The following is a 16,408-nucleotide window of genomic DNA, read 5'->3' as shown; positions in this document are numbered from 1 at the left end:
GAACGCTCATGGACGCCAAGACCGAGACCCTGATCCCCGCGGGCCAGCTGGCCCGCGATAACCCCGTGCGATTCCGCAACGAGAGCGCCGAGTACCGCGCCGCGCGCACCGCCCTGCTCGCCGAGGAGATCGAGCTGCGCCGCCACCTGGAACGCGTCGCCGCCCAGCGCCGGGCCCTGCCCCCCGGGGGCGAGGTCGAGGGCGACTACCGCTTCGAGGGCGAGACGGGCCCAGCCGACTTCGTCGACCTGTTCGGCGATAAGCCGACCCTGGCGGTCTACAGCTACATGTTCGGGCCGGAGCGCGAACGCCCCTGCCCCATGTGCACCAATCTGCTGGGCGCCTGGGAAGGCGCCGCGGCTGACATCGACCAGCGCATCTCCCTGGTGGTCGTCGCCCGCTCGCCCATCGCGCGGCTGGTCGCCTGGAAGCAGGAGCGGGGCTGGAAGAACCTGCGGCTCTACAGCGACCTGAACGGAAGTTATTCGCGGGACTATTTCGGCCTGCTGCCCGACGGCTCGGAAGTCCCGGCCTTCAACGTCTTCACCCGCCGCGACGGGACCATCCGCCACTTCTGGTCCGGCGAGATGAGCGGCTCCACCGCCGATCCCGGCCAGGACCCGCGCGGCGCGCCCGACCTGGCGCCCCTATGGAACGTCCTGGACACCACCCCTGAAGGCCGAGGCAAGGACTGGTATCCCAAGCTGGACTACGACGCCTGACGCTCACGAAATCGCCCTCCCCGGCAGGCCGGAGAGGGCGAAATTGCTGCACCCATGCCGCGCAGCATGCCGTGCGGTAAGAGCCGGAAAACCTAGCCTTTTTCGTTCGAGAAAATGATCGTGCCCGAGGCCGCGAACATGCCTCCGACCCCGTGCGAGACGCTGATCTTCGCGTCCTTCACCTGGGCCGGCGCGGTGCCCCGAAGCTGGCGCACCGACTCCTGCAAGGCGTACATGCCGTACATGCCCGAGTGCATGTACGAGAGCCCGCCGCCGTTGGTGTTCAGCGGCAGCTTGCCACCGATTGCGGTGTTGCGGCCGTTGATGAAGTCCTTGGCCTCGCCGGGCTTGCAGAAGCCCAGGTCCTCCAGGCCGTAGAGCGGCAGGTGTGCGAAGGCGTCGTAGATCATTAGGTGGTCGACGTCGGCATGGCTGATCCCGGCCTCGTCGAAGGCTTTCTTGCCCGAGACGCGGAAGGCCTTGGAGGTGTTGAAGTCCTCCATCTGGCTGACCAGCGGGGTCTCCACGCTCTCGCCCGTGCCCAGGATGTAGACGGGCTTGGTCGGAAAGTCCTTGGCCCGCTCGGCGCTGGTGAGGATCAGCGCCCCGCCGCCGTCGGTGACCAGGCAGCACATCAGCATCCGGAACGGCCAGGCGATCATGGCTGAGTTCAGCACGTCGTCGACGGTGATCGGGTCCTTGAAGCTGGAGCGCGGATTGAGCGCCGCCCACTCCCGCTGGACCACGGCGACCATGGCCAAGTCTTCCTCGGTCACCCCGTAGGTCTTCATGTAACGAAGCACCGGGATCGTGAACATGGTGGGCGGGCTGGTGACGCCATAGGGCATTTCGAACTGGCCCATCAGGCTGGACGGCGAGCGGCCGAAGCCCCCGGCGCCGACCCGCGAACGCCCCGATTCCCCGTGGGTGATCAGGACGGTCTTGCACAGGCCCTCATTGATCGCCGCGGCCGCATGGCGGACGTGCAGCATGAAGGAGCAGCCGCCGACGCTGGTGCCGTCGGCATAGGTGGGCGTGATGCCCAGATAGTGCGCCAGCTCGACCGGCGAGATGCCAGCGCAGGCCACGCCGTCGATGTCGGACGGGTTGAGCCCCGCGTCCTTCATGGCGTTCAGCGCGGCGTCCGCGTGCAGGCCGATCACGGACACGTCCGGGATCTTGCCCATCTTGGTGGTTTCGGCGGCCCCGACGACCGCGACGGAATTCTTTTTCATGGTTCTGCCCTCAACCCTTCGCCGGTTGGAACAGGGGCAGCGAGATGGTGTCGCTGATCTTCTCGAAGACGACCTCAAGCGGCATGTCCAGGACGAGCGCCTCCGGCGTCTGCGGGCAGCCCACGATATTGGTCATCATCCGCGGGCCTTCCTCGAGCTGCACCACGGCGATGGAGTGCGGCTCGGTCCCCATGTCGGGGCGCGGGCGGGCGTTGATCACGTAGGAATAGAGGGTCGCGCGGCCCGAGGCCTTGAAGACCTCGACATCGCGGGAGCCGGTCTTGGGGCAGAACGGACGCGGCGGGAAATAGGCCTCACCCGTCTGCTTGTTGCGTTGCAGGAGCAGTTCGCCCCTGGCGGTTCCGTCCCAGAAATGCTGGGTCTCGGGCGTAGGTTCAGGCGCCATCCTCGGCATGTGAAATTCGTTCCCAATCAAAATCGTTGATTCATGTCCCTCCGGAATAGGAGGGCGGCGCAGCAAAGCCGACCGGGACCGACTTGTCGAGGCGCGGAGGCGCCTCCTAGGATAGGGGCATGAGCATGCTCGACGACCCCTTCGACCTCGCCCGGTTCCTGGACGCGCAGAACGAGACCTCCGAGGACGCGCGTGACGAACTCCTGGCCGGGCGCAAGACCACCCATTGGATGTGGTTCATCTTCCCCCAAGTGGCGGGCCTGGGGCAAAGCCCCATGGCGGTTCGCTACGCCATTCGGTCGCGGGCGGAGGCCATTGCCTACCTCGCCCACCCGACGCTGCGTCAACGGCTGATCGAGCTGACGAACCTGGCGATCCACGCACCCGCAGCTTCGGCCCGGGAGCTGTTCGGAACTCCCGACGATCTCAAATTCTGCTCATCCATGACGCTGTTCGACGCCGTCGCGCCGCACGAGCCGGCCTTCCCCAGGGCGATTGATCGCTGGTTCAAGGGGCCGGACGCCCGGACGCTCGAGATCCTGCGCTCATGGACGTGAAGGAAACGCGACCCTGAAGGCCGCCAGGCCCGGCGCGGAGAAACTGACCACCCGACTGCCCTCGACCCTCCGCGCCCAACCGCGCGCGCAGATTCGGTCCAGCACGGCCTGACCGAGCGCACCGCCCAGATGACTGCGCCGCACGCTCCAGTCGAGGCAGGCCTTGCAGAGCGGCCTGCGCCCACGGGCCAGCCCCGCTGTCTCCACACCCAAAGCCCGCATGAAGCCCGCGCCCTCGGCGGTCAGGCTGAGCGACCCCTCGCGATCTTCCACCAGGGCGCGGTCCGTCAGGCTGTCCAGCATGGCCACACCCAGCTCACCGGCCAGATGGTCGTAGCAGACCCGCGCCATTCGCAAGGCCGGCTCCGTTGGGCCTGGACGCACGCGCTGGTGGCCGGCTCGCTCGGCGAGCCCCATCAGCTTCTCGAGCAGATCAGCGACCTCCGAGCCCGCCAGCGCGAAGTAGGCGTGACGGCCCTGGCGTCGCCCGATCACCAGCCCGCCGTCGGCAAGTTTCGCCAGATGGCTCGACGCGGTCTGCGGCGTCACTCCGGCCTCACGGGCTAGTTCGCCGGCGGTCAGCGCCTGGCCGCCCATCAACGCCGCCAGCATGTTGGCCCGGGTCGGGTCCCCCAGCAGGGCGGCGATGCGCGCGATGTCCGGACCCAGTCTCATGGTGGAAGACTAGCACAGACCTGCCGTCGACAGTTCGATCCAGATCGAAGCATGCAGGGCCGCCAGACCGGTAGAACCGCGGCGATCCATCGGAGCACCCATGACTGTCACCTGCGCCATCCGCTACGTCATCGACCCGTTCCAGCGTGACGCCTTCGAGGCCTATGCCCGCAACTGGCTGACCATCATCCCGGCCTGCGGCGGCGACCTGCTGGGCTACTGGCTACCCCACGAAGGCACGAACAACATCGCGCATGCGCTGATCTCCTTCGACAGCCTGGCGGACTACGAGGCCTATCGCGCCCGACTGAAGGCCGACCCCGCCGGCGCGGCCAATTTCGCCATGGCCCAGGAGAAGCGCTTCATCCTGTCGGAGGAACGGACGTTCCTGACGCCGGTGACGGCATGATCGCGACGATGCGGTCGAACAGTGAGCGCCGCGCCAGGGCGTCGTCGAGCCGGTCGAGCGCGGCAACCGCGTCGCCGGCCTCGGCGTTCAGTTCCAGGGCCGCCGCCTCGAAAGCCCGCCAGAGCGGCGTCAGCCGTTGGACCAGCCTGGCGCCTTCCTCGGTGAGCGTCAGCCGTCGTCGACGGGCGTCGGCAGGGTCGGGGTCGGAGGTCACCACACCGGCCTTCTCGAGCGACTGACGGGTCTGGCTGACCGAGGCGTGGGTGATCCGCAGCGCCGACGCCAACTCCCCGACACTCGCTGGCCCGTGACGCGCGAGCTGGTTGAGCACGCCGAACCAACGCTGCTCGAAGTCGATCCCCAGCGCGGCGTAGACCCGGGTGGCGTCGCCGTCGATCCATTCCGAGACCCGCCGCAGCCGCGCGCCGATAGCCGCCCCGCCCGCACCTCGCGTGTCGTCCATCAGATCTTCCTCGCCCCCTCGACTTGACATATATGTAGGCACCTACCTATTTGACCGCAAGTCGATCTCATCTGAGGCGGAACCCGTGCCAGACTCTCAATCTCCCTACACGTTGCGGATGGGCCGGCGCGGCGTCCTGGCCGCTGGGCTCGCCGCCCTGGCGGCGCCCGCCTTGGCGAAGGACGACCTGGACGTCTTCGTCGCGGACGAGATGGCCAAGGCCGGCATACCCGGCTTGGCGCTGGGCCTGGCGAGGAACGGGACCATGCGCCTGGCGCGCGGCTACGGCTTCGCCGATCTGGCGGGGCGCCGGCCGGTGACCGACGATACGATGTTCCACATCGCTTCGATCACCAAGACGGTGACCGCGACCGCCATCATGCGGCTGGCCGAGCAGGGTCGCCTGACGCTGGACGCGCCCGTGGCGCCTCACCTCGACTTCCCGCTGGCCAACCCGCATCACCCCGATGCGCCGATCACCTTCCGCCACCTGCTGACGCACGTTTCCAGCATTTCCGACGCCAAGTACTACGAGATCGATTTCCGTCAGCCCGGCGTCGACGCCACCCTCGCCTTGGGCGACCTCCTCAGGGACTATCTCGCGCCGGGCGGCCGGACCTATTCCCGCGAGGCATGCTTCTCCAAGGCGGCGCCCGGCGCGGCCTGGGACTACAGCAACATCGGCTATGGCCTGCTCGGCTATCTCGCCGGCCGCATCGGCGGGCAGGACATGCGCGAGCAGACCCGCGAGGCGATCTTCGCGCCGCTCGGCATGCGTCATACGAGCTGGACCATCGCGGGAACCCCCGAGGCCCTGCGCGCCACGCCGTACGACCTCGTCGACGGCGCGCTCACGCCCGTCGCGCCGATGGGCTTTCCCGATTGGCCGGTCGGCATGATCCGCTCTTCGATCGCCGACCTGATGCGGTTCGTGGCCGCCTCGGCCAACGGCGGCGTGGCGCGGGGAACCCGGATCGTCGACGAACTGGGCATGGCGCAAATGCTCGACATGAAGACCCCGCCCGGCTTGCCCGACTGGCTGACCGGGCAGGGCCTGGGTTGGATGGAGTCAAAGCTCGGCGACGGCGTGAAGATCAGCCACTGGGGCGGCGACCCGGGCGTGTTCACCGCCGCCTTTCTGGATCCTGCCGCGCGCAGCGGCGTCGCAATCCTGACCAATGTGACGGCGAGCGCCGAGAGCAAGACGGCCGTGAGGCGCATCGCCGCCCGGCTGTTCTCCGCCTAGACCGCCGATCCCGCCACCAGCCGGCGTTCGGTGGAGGCCACGAGTTCGGCCCAGATGGCGGCCTCCCTGGCGGGGTCCTTGCCCTCGACCTCGATGTGCAGGGCGATCAGGGCCGCGCGCAGGCGGGCGTTCTCGGCGGAGAGGACCGAGAGCCTCAGGTCCTCGTCCGACCCCGCCTCGCCGAGCAAATCCCGGATAGCGCGGTTCTCCTGGACGAGATTGTGCGCCGCGCCATCCCAGGCCTGGGCGGCGAAGCCCAGCAGGGCGGCCGAGAGGCCGAGCGCGCTCGCCCGGTCGGCAGCCGCCACGTCGGGGGCGGCGTTGCGGACCAGCAGGCCGGCGGTCTCGATCAGCACGGCGGAAACGTCGGGTTTCATAAGCGCCCCATCACCTTCAGCACCGCGCGGTCCTGGGCATTCTGCAGGGCCCACGGCGGATAGGCCATGATCGGCTCGCGGTTGCCGCCGTCGATCCAGGCGCGCGCGGAGGAGACCCAGATCGCCTGGCCCTTCACGCAGTTGAACAGGGTCCACCATTTCAGCGCGGCGGGGTCGGCCCTGAGCCCGCTGGACTGCTCCCAGATCGCGACGGCCCGGTCCTGGGAGATCAGCCCGCCCGCCAGTCCGCGGCCGAAGCTCCAGACCGGATTGAAGCTCCAGCCCAGGTCCTCCAGCGGGTCGCCGAGATGGGCCATCTCCCAGTCGAGGACGCCGTGGATGTCGCCTTCCGTGTCGAACAGGAAATTGCCGGTGCGGTAGTCGCCGTGCACGACGCCGACCTTCTGGGCCGCCGGCGGCGGGTTGGCGCGCAGCCAGCGGATCGCCGCACGGATGATCGGCAGGGGCTCGGCCTCATCCGCGTCGAGCACGTCTTCCCAATAACCCAGCTCACGCGTCCAGCAGTCGGCCGGCGCGACCGACGCCATGACCTTGTCCAGGCCGAGCGCCACCGGATCGGCCTTGGCGATCTCGCCCAGGATGGTCCACTTCCGCTGCGCCAGGCGCTCGTGGCAGGCCAGGTAGGGTTCGGCCCAGAGCAGCCCCGGCGAGGCCTGGAACCCGACGATCTCCGCGGCGACGAAGAACGGATGGTCCAGCGGACCGTCGCCCTCCTCCAGCCACAGCATCTCGGGCACGGGCGCCGCCGAGCCGTGAAAGGCGCGATAGGCCTCGAACTCGATGCGCCGCTCGGTGTCGATCAGCGAGGCGGGCGGATCGCGGCGCAGGATCAGCCGGCGTTCGCGGGCCTGGCCCTCGGCGTCGCGCCAGCTCAGGCGGAAGCGATAGGTCTCCCGCGACGCGCCGCCGGAGATGCGGCCCATGTTGTCGACCGCCACCTCCGCGGCGCCCGGCATGCGGCCGGCGATATAGGCCGCCAGCCGCGGCTCCAGCGGCGAACCCATGCGGCTCAGGCCATCTCGAAGGCGATAGGCAGGGTCTTGGGGCCGTTCACGAACACGGCCAGCGACTGCTTGGGCGGGCCGGCCAGCTCAAGGCTCTTCAGGCGCGGCAGCATCTCCTCCCAGAGGATGCGCATCTCCATCTTGGCCAGGTGCTGGCCCAGGCACAGGTGGGCGCCGTAGCCGAAGGCCAGGTGCCTGTTGGGCTTGCGGTCGACACGGAAGGCGTTGGGGTCGTCGAACACCTCCTCGTCGCGATTGCCCGACGCGTAGCAGAGCATCAGCCAGTCGTTCTTCGACAGCGAACGGCCGGCGAGCTCGGTGCTCTCCGTGGCGGTGCGCATGAAGGTCTTCACCGGGGTGATCCAGCGGATGCTCTCATCCACCAGCCCCGGGATCAGGGACGGGTCTGCCTTGACCTTGGCGAACTCGGCCGGGTTCTCGGCCAGGCCCCAGATCGCGCCTGCGGTGGAGGACGAGGTGGTGTCGTGCCCGGCCGTGGCGACGATGATGTAGTAGCTCATCGCCTCGAAATGGCTGATCGGCTGGCCGTCGATCTGCGAGTTGGCGATCAGGCTGCCCAGGTCGTCGCCCGGATTGGCGCGCTTGCCCTCCGAGAACCGGGTGAAATAGGCGATGAAGTCGGTCAGCACTCCAGTCTCGATCTGGGCGGTCGGGCTGTCGTCCTTCGGCTTGCGGCCGAGCTCAGGATCGGCGGCGCCGAACAGCTCCTGGGTCAGCATCAGCATCCGGCCCTCGTCCTCCTCCGGCACGCCCATGATCTCCATGATCACGTGCAGGGGGTAGTGCAGGGCCACCTCGCTGACGAAGTCGCACTTGCCGCCCTTGGCGGCCATCCTGTCGACGGCGGACCGGGCGATCTTGCGGATACGGTCTTCCATGCTGCGCAGGTTCTGCGGCAGGAACCAGGCCTGGGTCAGGACCCGGTACTTCATGTGGTCGGGCGCATCCATGTGGATCAGGGTGCGCAGCAGGTGCGGGCTGCCGCCGGTCATCTCGCGGACGCGGACGTCCACGGCCTGGCTCACCAGGGTCGGCGAGCGCACGCCATTGGCGTAGAGCGCGTTCTGGCGGCTGACCTCCAATATGTCGGCGTGCTTGGTTGCGACCCAGAAGGGATCGACGCCCTCGATCTCCGCCACGCCCAGCGGATTGTTGGCGCGCAGCCAGGCATAGGTTTCATGGATGCGGCCGTCGGCATAGGCGGCGGGATCGACCAGGATGGCGGCATGGTCGTCTGGAATCCGGAAATTCTTGGCGCTCATTGACGTCGCTCAGCCCATTGAAATCACCCCGTAACCTTACGTGGCGTCAGAGCAGAACGTCCTCCCTTGTCTTGTTATCTTTGTTCACTTGATACTGCGCCGACAGGCGCGGTCGCAATACATAGACCACAGATCGCTGCTCCGGAGGACGCCCCAATGCTGACCAAGGCCGACGATTTTCCAATCCACCAGACGCCTGAGCCGATCGCCTTCTCCGGCACCGACCGCAATTTCTACGACCGCTACTTCTTCAACGGCTACGACCCGGACGGGACGGAGTTCTTCGCCGCGGCCTTCGGGGTCTATCCGCACCTGAACATCGCCGACGCGCATTTCTCGGTGATCCGCAACGGCGTCCAGTACTGCCTCCATGCCAGCCGCGTGTTGCATATGGAGCGCATGGACCTCACCTGCGGCCCGATCCGCATCGAGGTCCTCGAGCCGCTGCAGAAGCTGAAGGTGACGGTGGAGCCGTCCAACGGCTTCGCCGCCGAGATCGTCTTCGAGGGCCGCAGCTTCCCGGTCGAGGAGCCGCGCTTCATCCGCCGCAACGGCCCCCGCGCCTTCATGGACTACACCCGCCTGACCCAGAACGTGCGGGCCACGGGCTGGATCGAGATCGACGGGGCGCGCCGGGATCTGGCCGCGGGCACGGTCGGCACCCGGGACCGCTCCTGGGGCGTGCGTCCGGTCGGGGCGCCCGACCCGCAACCCGCCGTGCCGCAGACCATCGGCGGCTTCTTCTGGCAGTGGACCCCGCTCAACTTCGCCGACCGCAGCGTGTTCTTCCACATCAATGCCGACCCGGACGGCAAGGCCTGGAACACCCGGGCGGTGATCGCTCCGGACGGCGCGGGCCCCGACGGCTTCCACGAGACCGAGCACGCGGTGATGGAGGACGTCTCGCTGATCGCCGGGACCCGCCATGCCCGCGGCGGGACCTTGAACGTGCCCCTGGCCCAGGGCTCGGCCAGCATCCGGTTCGAGCCGTTCCTGACCTTCCTGATGCGCGGCATCGGCTATGGCCACCCCGCCTGGCGGCATGGCGGCTACAAGGGTGAACTGGTGGTGGAGCGCGAGGACATCGACCTGGCCACCGTCAACATGGCCGCGCCGGAGAACATCCACATCCAGGCGCTAAGCCGCGTGACCATGAACCTGCCAGGTGAGGCTCAGCAGTCGGGCATGGGCGTGTTCGAACAGCTCATCGCCGGCCCCTACCGGCCCTACGGCCTGGGATAGGGCGGCCTAGAACGACAACCTCAGGGCCGACTGCAGGACCGTCTGGTCCTGGTCGGGCGCCACCCCGCCATAGATGCGCGAGGGCCGGTCGGAGCTGACGTGCAGTCCCTCGAACAGCAGGTCGGCGCGGGGCGAGAGCCTGTGCCGCCAGGCCGCGGTCAGGGCCCAGCCGGTCTCGTCGTTGTTGTCGATGGCCTGCAGGGTGCGGTCGTTGGTCTCGAACCCATCGACGCGCAGGGTCAGGGCGTGGTCGCCAAACCGGCGGACCGCCGAGACATGGGCCGAGGCGTAGCCCATGTCGATCCAGCGGTGCCGCGCCTGGTAGCGGAAGCCCATCAGGGTCTCGCCGCGCAGGACCTGGGCGCGAAGCGTGGTGACCTCGTCCAGGGACCAGACCAGGCCAAGCGTTGTGAACCGCGTCTCCCAGGCCCATTGCAGGGCCTCCACCGAGGTCCGGTCGCCGGCGTTGTCGTAGTAGAAGGCCGAGACTTCGATCGGGACGGGCGGACGCCAGGCCAGGCGGCCGTAATAGCCGGCGCGGTTGTCCAGTTCGCCGACCGGCGTGGAGATCGGCGCCTGGCGCGTGCGCATGAAGGGGCTCAGCGCCGGCAGCGGGAAATCGGTCGAGGCGCCGGTCCGCACGCCATGCAGCGCCCAGCCGCGAAAGCTGAGCAGGGTCCCAGAGGTGTCGTTGGCCCCGAAGGCCGCCGCCGTCGCCGAAACCTCGTGGTCGCCGAGCGCGCGGGTGGCGGTGAGCTCCAGCCCCGCGACCTTCACCTCCTCGCCGATCCAGCTTCCGATGGCCGAGGCGCTCAGCACGTCGGGGGTGGTCCAGCCGACCCCCTCATGCTCCTGGCTGACCGGCGGATAGAAGAGGCCGGCCCGGGCCGAAAACCGCGCCAGGCGGTTGGGCGCCGCCCGCCAGGTCAGATAGGCCTCTCCCAGATCAAAGGCGGGGTCGACGTCGGGCTGCACCTGGGCGCTCACCACGGCGGCGAGCGAGAAGGAAAGCCGGGGCTTCCACTGGATCAGGGCCTGGGACAGATCCGGCCGCGCGGCCCAGTCCGACCCGCCGCCCGAGGCGCCGGTCTTGCCGAAGCCGCCGTCGAGCCAGGACCGCTCGCCGTCCGCCGCGGCCAGCCGCAGCTCCACCAGTCCGGAAAAGGTTTCTGGAGACAACAGGTCGGGCGCGGCCCGCGCCGGACCGGCGCCGAGCGCGAGGAAGAGCGCCGCCAGGCCCGCCCGTCGGATGGACACATTCACCCCCGTCAGCCGTAGCTGCGTTCCGTGTCCCGATCCTCGTTGAGAAACATCAAGAGTTCGTTGAACGGCATGGGTTTGGCGATCAGATAGCCTTGCACATTGTCGCACCCCATCGCCGCCAACAGCTGGAAGGCGTTGGCGGTCTCGACGCCCTCGGCGGTGACCTTCAGGCCCAGACTGTGGGCCAGGTCGATGGTTGAGCGGACGATCAGGGCGTCGCGCTGGCTCTCGGTCAGGTCAGTGATCAGCGAGCGGTCGATCTTCAGTTCGTGACCCTTGATCTGCTTCAGATAGGCCAGGGACGACAGGCCCGATCCGAAGTCGTCTATGGAGATGTTGATGCCCGCCGCGCGGAAGCGGTCGAGGATCTCCAGCGCCATGTCGGGGTTCTCGATGACCGCGGTCTCGGTGATCTCGAAGCACAGCTTGCCGCTCGCCTCGCCCACGGTGCGGTCGACGAAGTCGGCGAAGTCGGTGTCGCCCAGCAGGCGGCCGGAGATGTTGACCGACATCTCCACCTCATGGCCCGCGCGGCGCATCTTGGTCTGGTCGGCGATGGCCTGCTTCAGCACCCAGTCGGTGAGGGTGCGGATATGGCCGGTCTCCTCGGCCATGGGGATGAACAGGTCCGGCCGCAGCATCCCCCGCGTCGGGTGACGCCAACGCACCAGGGCCTCGACGCCGTTCACGCCGCGGGTCCGCAGGTCGTACTTCGGCTGGTGATAGAGTTCGATGTGACCCGACCGCAGGGCCCAGAGCATGCCGCTCATCAGGGCCAGGTTCGACGAGGGGTCGCCATAGGCCTCGGCGTCGAAGAAGGCGAGCTTCCTGCGGGCGGCTCGGGCCTGGTCCAGGCCGATATTGGCACGCTCGATGGCCGCACCGCCAGGCTCGCCCGGCGTGAAGGCCGAGAGCCCCACCGTGAGGGCCACGTCGATGGCGTCGCCGCCGATCTGCAGCGGCTGCTCCAGCTCGCGCAACAGCCGGGCCATCCTGGTCTGGGCCGCGTCGTCGTCGGCCGCCTCGAAGACCATGCCCAGGACGTCGGTGGAGATCCGCGCCACGAAGGCCTGGGGCTGCAGGCCGGCCAGCCGTTCGCCGACCTCGCGGATCGCCTGGGCGGCCAGGGCGTAGCCGATGGCGCCGCGCACGTGGGCGAAGCGGTCGACCCCCAGCAGCGCCGCATAGAGGCCGCCGCCGTCGGTCGCCGCCAGCCCCGCGATCGCCTGCTCCAGGGAGAGGCGGTTGGGCAGGTGGGTCTCGGGGTCGTGCAGGGCCAGGTGGGTGATCCGCCGCTCGCGCTCGCGGATCTCTGTGGCCATGACGTTGAAGCTCTCGGCCAGGTGGCCGATCTCATCCTGGCTCTCGACCGCCACCTGGCCGTACTGGCCTTCGCGCAGGCGGTTGGCCGCGGCGGCCAGGGCCGAGATCGGACGGGTGACGCTGCGCGCCAGGGCCCAGCTTCCCGCCACCACCAGCACCAGGCCCAGCAGGCCGACCCCAGCGATAGTCGCCAGCAGGGGCTTATAGGGCGCCAGCGCCCGGGCCAGCGGATAGCTGAGCACGAGCACGGCGCCCTCTTTGTCGGTAAGATTGGCTATGCCGGTGAGCGCGGGCAGCGATTTGACGAGCGCCAGGGAAGCGCCCTGCGGCGCGTCGAGCGTGCGCGGCGCCTTGGTCTTGGCGGCGAGGGCGCCGTCGATGAACCCGCCAAGCCTGACCTGTTCCGCGCGACCGCCGGCCAGCTCGGAACTCCAGCCCTTGCCGTCGCGGTGCAGGACGCTGGCGTCCAACGGGATGGCCGACAGCTTCTCCAGGGCCGACATCTCGCGCTGGTCCAGGCGAGCGGCGAACACCACCCAGCCCATCAGGTCGGGCGACAGGATCGGCGCGGCGATCATCTGGTAGGGCGTGCCGTCCAGCACGAAGACGCCGCTGGGCTTTTCCTGCGCGTACATGGCCTCGACCAGGGCGTCGGCGTTCGGCTGTAGGGTCGCGGGTTTGGCGGCGGTGATCGTCCCGTCGACGCCCACGATGAAGGCCAGGTCGATCTGCAGCCTCTGGCGCAGGTTCTCCATGGCCGAGACGATGGTGGCGTCGTCGCCGGTGGCCACCGCCTCGCGGAACCCGAAGTCCCGCGACAGCAGCGCCGCGCCCTGCTGGAGTTGTTCGGATCGCAGCGACCAGATGCGGTCGAACACCGTTCCCGAGGCGGTCAGCTCGTCGCGCACCTGGCGCTGGGCCGCGCCGTTGATGGCCGAATAGGCCGCGCCGGACACCAACAGCAGCGCCATGCCGAACAGCGCGGCATAGAGCACGGTCAGCTTGGTGCGCAGACGCCGGAAGCCGGTCAGCCGCCGGGCGATGGGCTCGATCCAGACCATGTCAGTACGGCCCGTGCCGCATCGGCGGGGCGCGCAGGTCGACCACCAGGGCCTGGCGCGCGACGCCGGCGGCCGGGATCGCGATGGTCCGCACGGTCTCGTTCCGCGCGCCTTTCAGATAGGGATGCCAGACGGTCAGGATGGCGGGTCCGGCCGGAAGGCCGGCCAGCACGGCGGCGCCGGCGGCGTCGGTCTTCACCGCATGGGCGGTGTCGACCACCCGGATGAAGGCCGACATGGCGTCATGGATGTTGCAGCCGACAGCCACCACGCCGGCCTTGTCGAAGCGGACACGGCGGCTCTGGTCGCGGCCGTACAGCTTCAGCTCGAACGGCTTGGCGGCCGAGAACGAATAGACGTGGTGCAGCACCGGATCGAAGTTGGGAAAGGCCACGTCGGCCCCCACCGGCACGATCAGGACGAAGGGCTGGAACTGCATGCCCTGCTGCGCCATGCGGTAGGACCCGGCCGACCTCGGCGCGGGGCTTCCGCCCTGGGGCGTGACCATCACCACCGCATCCGTCACCGGCTTGCCGGACGAGGTCTTCAGGCTGACAGCCAGGTCGCCGGCCAGGGCGGGCGTCGCGGCCAGCAGCCCGGCGATAAGGGCCGCGAGAATGCGCATGGCCCGGAATCTAAGGCGAGGGTGTGAACCCCCGGTAAAGCATACCTGCAAGCGCCTTCAGGGGATTGGGGTTGCGTCGGATGGCGCGGGCTTGGCACACTGGCGGGATTGAAGAACGTCCCGGCGCGGTTACGCGCCACATTTGAGAGTTTCAGACTTTGACCATTTCCCCGACCGTGGCGGTCCCCGCCGCGTCCACCGACCACCTCGCCTCGGTGGAGGCACTCATCCAGGGCCTGGCCAGCGTCGGCTATATCGCCTCGCGCCGCATCGCCACCGCCCTCTACATGGCCGTCCACCTGCAGAAGCCCATCCTGGTCGAAGGCTCGGCCGGAGTCGGCAAGACCGAACTGGCGCTGTCGACGGCCACCCTGCTCGGCCTGCCGCTGATCCGCATGCAGTGCTACGAGGGCCTGGACGAGTCCAAGGCCCTGTACGAGTGGAAGTACGGCAAGCAGCTCCTCTACACCCAGATCCTCAAGGACCGGATGGGCGAACAGCTCTCCGACGCCAAGGACATGGACGACGCCATGGACCGGCTGCACGGCATGGGCGACCTGTTCTTTTCCGAGCCCTTCCTGGAGCCGCGCCCGCTGATGAAGGCGCTGCGCGAGGACGACGGCTGCGTCCTGCTGATCGACGAGATCGACAAGTCGGATGAGGCCTTCGAGGCCTTCCTGCTGGAGGTCCTGTCGGCCTATCAGGTCTCCATCCCCGAGCTAGGGGTGATGAAGGCCAAGACTCCGCCGCTGGTGTTCCTGACCTCCAACAATGTCCGCGACCTGGGCGATGCGCTCAAGCGCCGCTGCCTGCACCTGCACATCCCCCTGCCCGACGCGGCCCTGGAGCGGCGGATCGTCGCCAGCCGGGTTCCCGACATCGAAGCCACGCTCACCGCCGAGCTGGTGGCCTTCGTCCAGTCCCTGCGCACGCTGGACCTGCGCAAGTCACCCTCGATCTCCGAGACCGTCGACTGGGCCCGCGCTCTGATCCTGCTCAACGCCTCCAGCCTGGATGGCGAGGTGGTGCGCGACACGCTCAACGTCCTGCTCAAGTTCGAACAGGACATCGCCGCGGTGGAGCCGCAGATCGTCGAGTTGATCCGCCGCCCGGTGGGCTAGGGCCATGCAGGACGCCATGGAGGACTTCTTCCGGGCCCTGCGGGCCGCGGATGTGAAAGTCTCGCCGGCCGAGGCCATCGACGCCCACCGCACGGTGGCCGCCGTCGGCTTCTCCGACCGAGAGCTGTTCAAGGACGCCCTGTGCGCGACCCTGGCCAAGACCTCGGACGAGGTGGTCCGGTTCGACGACGTGTTCGACACCTTCTTCGCCCGCGACGCGCTCACCCCGGCCGAGCCGCCGCCCGAGCGCGGCGACGGCGACCCGATGGAAGGACTGCCGCCGGAGGCCGCAGAGTCCGATCTCACCCGCATGATCATGGAGGGCGACGCCACGGGCCTGGCCCAGGCCATGGAGGAGGCCGCCGAACGCGCCCAGGTCTCGCAGATCCGCCTGACCACCCAGCGCTCGCGCATGAGCCGCCGGTTGCTGGAGGAGATGGGCCTGGCCGAGATCGAGTCGATCATCTCCGCCGCGCGGCGTCTGGAAGGCGGGGGCGATGCGGCCGACCGGCTCGAGGCGGGCAAGCGCCGCCTGGCCGCCGAGGCCCAGCGCTATGTGGAGCGCCAGCACAGCCTTTACGCCTCGGGCTCGGGGCGGATGCTGCGCGAGGAGCTGCTGGCGCGGAAGGCGCTGAACGCCGAGGGCGGCATCGATCCTGTCGACCAGGCCATGATGCAGGCCCTGGTCAAGAAGATGGCCAAGCGCCTGGCCGACCGCTATTCGCGCCGCCGCAACCGGGCCCGCAAGGGCCACATGGACATCCGCAAGACCCTGCGGAAATCCATGCCCTACGGCGGCATGCCCTTCGAGATTCTCTGGAAGACCCAGAAGATCGACAAGCCGTCCATCGTCTGCATCTGCGACGTCTCCAAGTCGGTGGCCGCGGCGGCGCAGTTCCTGCTGACCTTCCTCTATTCGCTGAACGAGGTGGTCGACCGGCTGGAGGCCTACGCCTTCTCAGGCCGCCTGATCAGCGTCAACGACATCCTCGACGACGAGCATGTGGACGTGGCGATCTTCGAGGTGCTGAAGCGCATCGGCTTCCAGCAGACCGACTACGGCAAGTCGCTGGAGGACTTCTGCGAGAACCACCTGGACCATGTCGACCGCCACACCACGGTGATCTTCCTGGGCGACGGCCGGTCTAACTACGCCGACCCGCGCATGGACTTGATGGCCACGATCCACAAGCGCGCCCGGTCGGTGATCTGGCTCAATCCCGAGCCCGAGAGCTACTGGAGCCAGGGCGACAGCGTCATGCACCGCTACGAGCGCTTCTGCCACGTCGCCAAGACCTGCAACACGCTGGGCCAGCTGGAACGGATCATCGAGGACGTGCTGCGGACCTACGTGCCGCACTGACAC

The 16,408-nt window shown here is 68.6% G+C and carries 17 protein-coding genes; 7 read left to right on the top strand and 10 right to left on the bottom strand.

Annotated elements, in window-relative coordinates; genetic code table 11:
- Nucleotides 1–8 precede the first annotated feature (8 nt).
- Nucleotides 9–722, top strand: coding sequence for a DUF899 family protein (locus tag Q8Q77_RS14675; RefSeq protein WP_305584361.1), 714 nt, complete (start codon nt 9–11; stop codon nt 720–722).
- A gap of 92 nt (nt 723–814) precedes the next feature.
- On the opposite strand, the gene Q8Q77_RS14670 is transcribed toward Q8Q77_RS14675, so the two are convergent.
- Together Q8Q77_RS14670 and Q8Q77_RS14665 are read right to left on the bottom strand one after the other, a co-directional pair.
- Nucleotides 815–1,957 carry a hypothetical protein gene (locus Q8Q77_RS14670; RefSeq protein WP_305584360.1) on the bottom strand — a complete coding sequence of 381 codons (1,143 nt, stop codon included), beginning with the start codon at nt 1,955–1,957 and terminating at the stop codon, nt 815–817.
- Between the two features lie 10 nt (nt 1,958–1,967).
- Nucleotides 1,968–2,372 carry a Zn-ribbon domain-containing OB-fold protein gene (locus tag Q8Q77_RS14665; RefSeq protein ID WP_254835808.1) on the bottom strand — a complete coding sequence of 135 codons (405 nt, stop codon included), beginning with the start codon at nt 2,370–2,372 and terminating at the stop codon, nt 1,968–1,970.
- Between the two features lie 125 nt (nt 2,373–2,497).
- Here Q8Q77_RS14665 and Q8Q77_RS14660 point away from each other — a divergent pair, with 125 nt between their 5' ends.
- A complete protein-coding gene (locus Q8Q77_RS14660; RefSeq protein ID WP_305584359.1) occupies nt 2,498–2,929 on the top strand; it encodes a DUF1810 domain-containing protein in 432 nt (143 codons plus the stop codon).
- Here Q8Q77_RS14660 and Q8Q77_RS14655 read toward each other — a convergent pair.
- On the bottom strand, nt 2,918–3,604 hold the full coding sequence (locus tag Q8Q77_RS14655) for a helix-turn-helix transcriptional regulator (protein ID WP_305584358.1): 687 nt from the start codon (nt 3,602–3,604) through the stop codon (nt 2,918–2,920). The two genes, Q8Q77_RS14660 and Q8Q77_RS14655, sit on opposite strands and share 12 nt — an antisense overlap.
- Nucleotides 3,605–3,704: 100 nt before the next feature.
- Between Q8Q77_RS14655 and Q8Q77_RS14650 the strand changes: the two genes are divergently transcribed.
- Complete coding sequence (locus Q8Q77_RS14650; RefSeq protein WP_305584357.1) at nt 3,705–4,013, top strand: NIPSNAP family protein; 309 nt, start codon at nt 3,705–3,707, stop codon at nt 4,011–4,013.
- Here the strand turns inward: Q8Q77_RS14650 and Q8Q77_RS14645 are convergent.
- A complete protein-coding gene (locus Q8Q77_RS14645; protein WP_305584356.1) occupies nt 3,967–4,476 on the bottom strand; it encodes a MarR family winged helix-turn-helix transcriptional regulator in 510 nt (169 codons plus the stop codon). The two genes, Q8Q77_RS14650 and Q8Q77_RS14645, sit on opposite strands and share 47 nt — an antisense overlap.
- 85 nt (nt 4,477–4,561) lie before the next feature.
- On the opposite strand from Q8Q77_RS14645, the gene Q8Q77_RS14640 reads away from it, so the two are divergent.
- A complete protein-coding gene (locus Q8Q77_RS14640; protein WP_305584355.1) occupies nt 4,562–5,722 on the top strand; it encodes a serine hydrolase in 1,161 nt (386 codons plus the stop codon).
- On the opposite strand, the gene Q8Q77_RS14635 is transcribed toward Q8Q77_RS14640, so the two are convergent.
- Genes Q8Q77_RS14635 through Q8Q77_RS14625 form a run of 3 tightly spaced genes read right to left on the bottom strand, consistent with a single transcriptional unit; the run spans nt 5,719 to nt 8,407 of the window.
- Nucleotides 5,719–6,099: a hypothetical protein gene (locus Q8Q77_RS14635; RefSeq protein WP_305584354.1), complete on the bottom strand. Its 381-nt coding sequence runs from the start codon at nt 6,097–6,099 to the stop codon at nt 5,719–5,721. The genes Q8Q77_RS14640 and Q8Q77_RS14635 overlap by 4 nt on opposite strands.
- The gene (locus Q8Q77_RS14630; RefSeq protein ID WP_305584353.1) at nt 6,096–7,124 is read right to left on the bottom strand and encodes a phosphotransferase family protein; all 1,029 of its coding nucleotides are present in this window, start codon (nt 7,122–7,124) and stop codon (nt 6,096–6,098) included. Before Q8Q77_RS14630 ends, Q8Q77_RS14635 begins: the two co-directional genes overlap by 4 nt.
- 5 nt (nt 7,125–7,129) lie before the next feature.
- Nucleotides 7,130–8,407 (bottom strand): cytochrome P450, encoded by a 1,278-nt coding sequence (locus Q8Q77_RS14625; protein ID WP_305584352.1) that lies wholly within the window; start codon nt 8,405–8,407, stop codon nt 7,130–7,132.
- Nucleotides 8,408–8,563: 156 nt separating this feature from the next.
- Here Q8Q77_RS14625 and Q8Q77_RS14620 point away from each other — a divergent pair, with 156 nt between their 5' ends.
- On the top strand, nt 8,564–9,649 hold the full coding sequence (locus Q8Q77_RS14620) for a hypothetical protein (protein ID WP_305584351.1): 1,086 nt from the start codon (nt 8,564–8,566) through the stop codon (nt 9,647–9,649).
- A gap of 6 nt (nt 9,650–9,655) precedes the next feature.
- On the opposite strand, the gene Q8Q77_RS14615 is transcribed toward Q8Q77_RS14620, so the two are convergent.
- The 3 genes from Q8Q77_RS14615 to Q8Q77_RS14605 are packed head-to-tail and all read right to left on the bottom strand — an operon-like array spanning nt 9,656 to nt 13,921.
- Nucleotides 9,656–10,906, bottom strand: a complete 1,251-nt coding sequence (locus Q8Q77_RS14615) for a hypothetical protein (RefSeq protein ID WP_305584350.1) — start codon at nt 10,904–10,906, stop codon at nt 9,656–9,658.
- 11 nt (nt 10,907–10,917) lie between these two features.
- The gene (locus Q8Q77_RS14610) at nt 10,918–13,296 is read right to left on the bottom strand and encodes an EAL domain-containing protein (protein ID WP_305584349.1); all 2,379 of its coding nucleotides are present in this window, start codon (nt 13,294–13,296) and stop codon (nt 10,918–10,920) included.
- Nucleotide 13,297: 1 nt separating this feature from the next.
- Nucleotides 13,298–13,921: a methylamine utilization protein gene (locus Q8Q77_RS14605; protein WP_305584348.1), complete on the bottom strand. Its 624-nt coding sequence runs from the start codon at nt 13,919–13,921 to the stop codon at nt 13,298–13,300.
- Nucleotides 13,922–14,079: 158 nt separating this feature from the next.
- On the opposite strand from Q8Q77_RS14605, the gene Q8Q77_RS14600 reads away from it, so the two are divergent.
- Entirely contained in the window at nt 14,080–15,042 is a 963-nt protein-coding gene (locus tag Q8Q77_RS14600; RefSeq protein ID WP_305584347.1) for a MoxR family ATPase, read from the top strand.
- Between the two features lie 4 nt (nt 15,043–15,046).
- Nucleotides 15,047–16,405 carry a VWA domain-containing protein gene (locus tag Q8Q77_RS14595; RefSeq protein WP_305584346.1) on the top strand — a complete coding sequence of 453 codons (1,359 nt, stop codon included), beginning with the start codon at nt 15,047–15,049 and terminating at the stop codon, nt 16,403–16,405.
- Nucleotides 16,406–16,408: the final 3 nt, after the last annotated feature.

Origin of the sequence: Phenylobacterium sp. (assembly GCF_030698145.1) — a bacterium.
In the GTDB taxonomy this organism is placed as follows: domain Bacteria; phylum Pseudomonadota; class Alphaproteobacteria; order Caulobacterales; family Caulobacteraceae; genus Phenylobacterium.
This window is presented reverse-complemented; position numbering and strand designations above follow the sequence as displayed.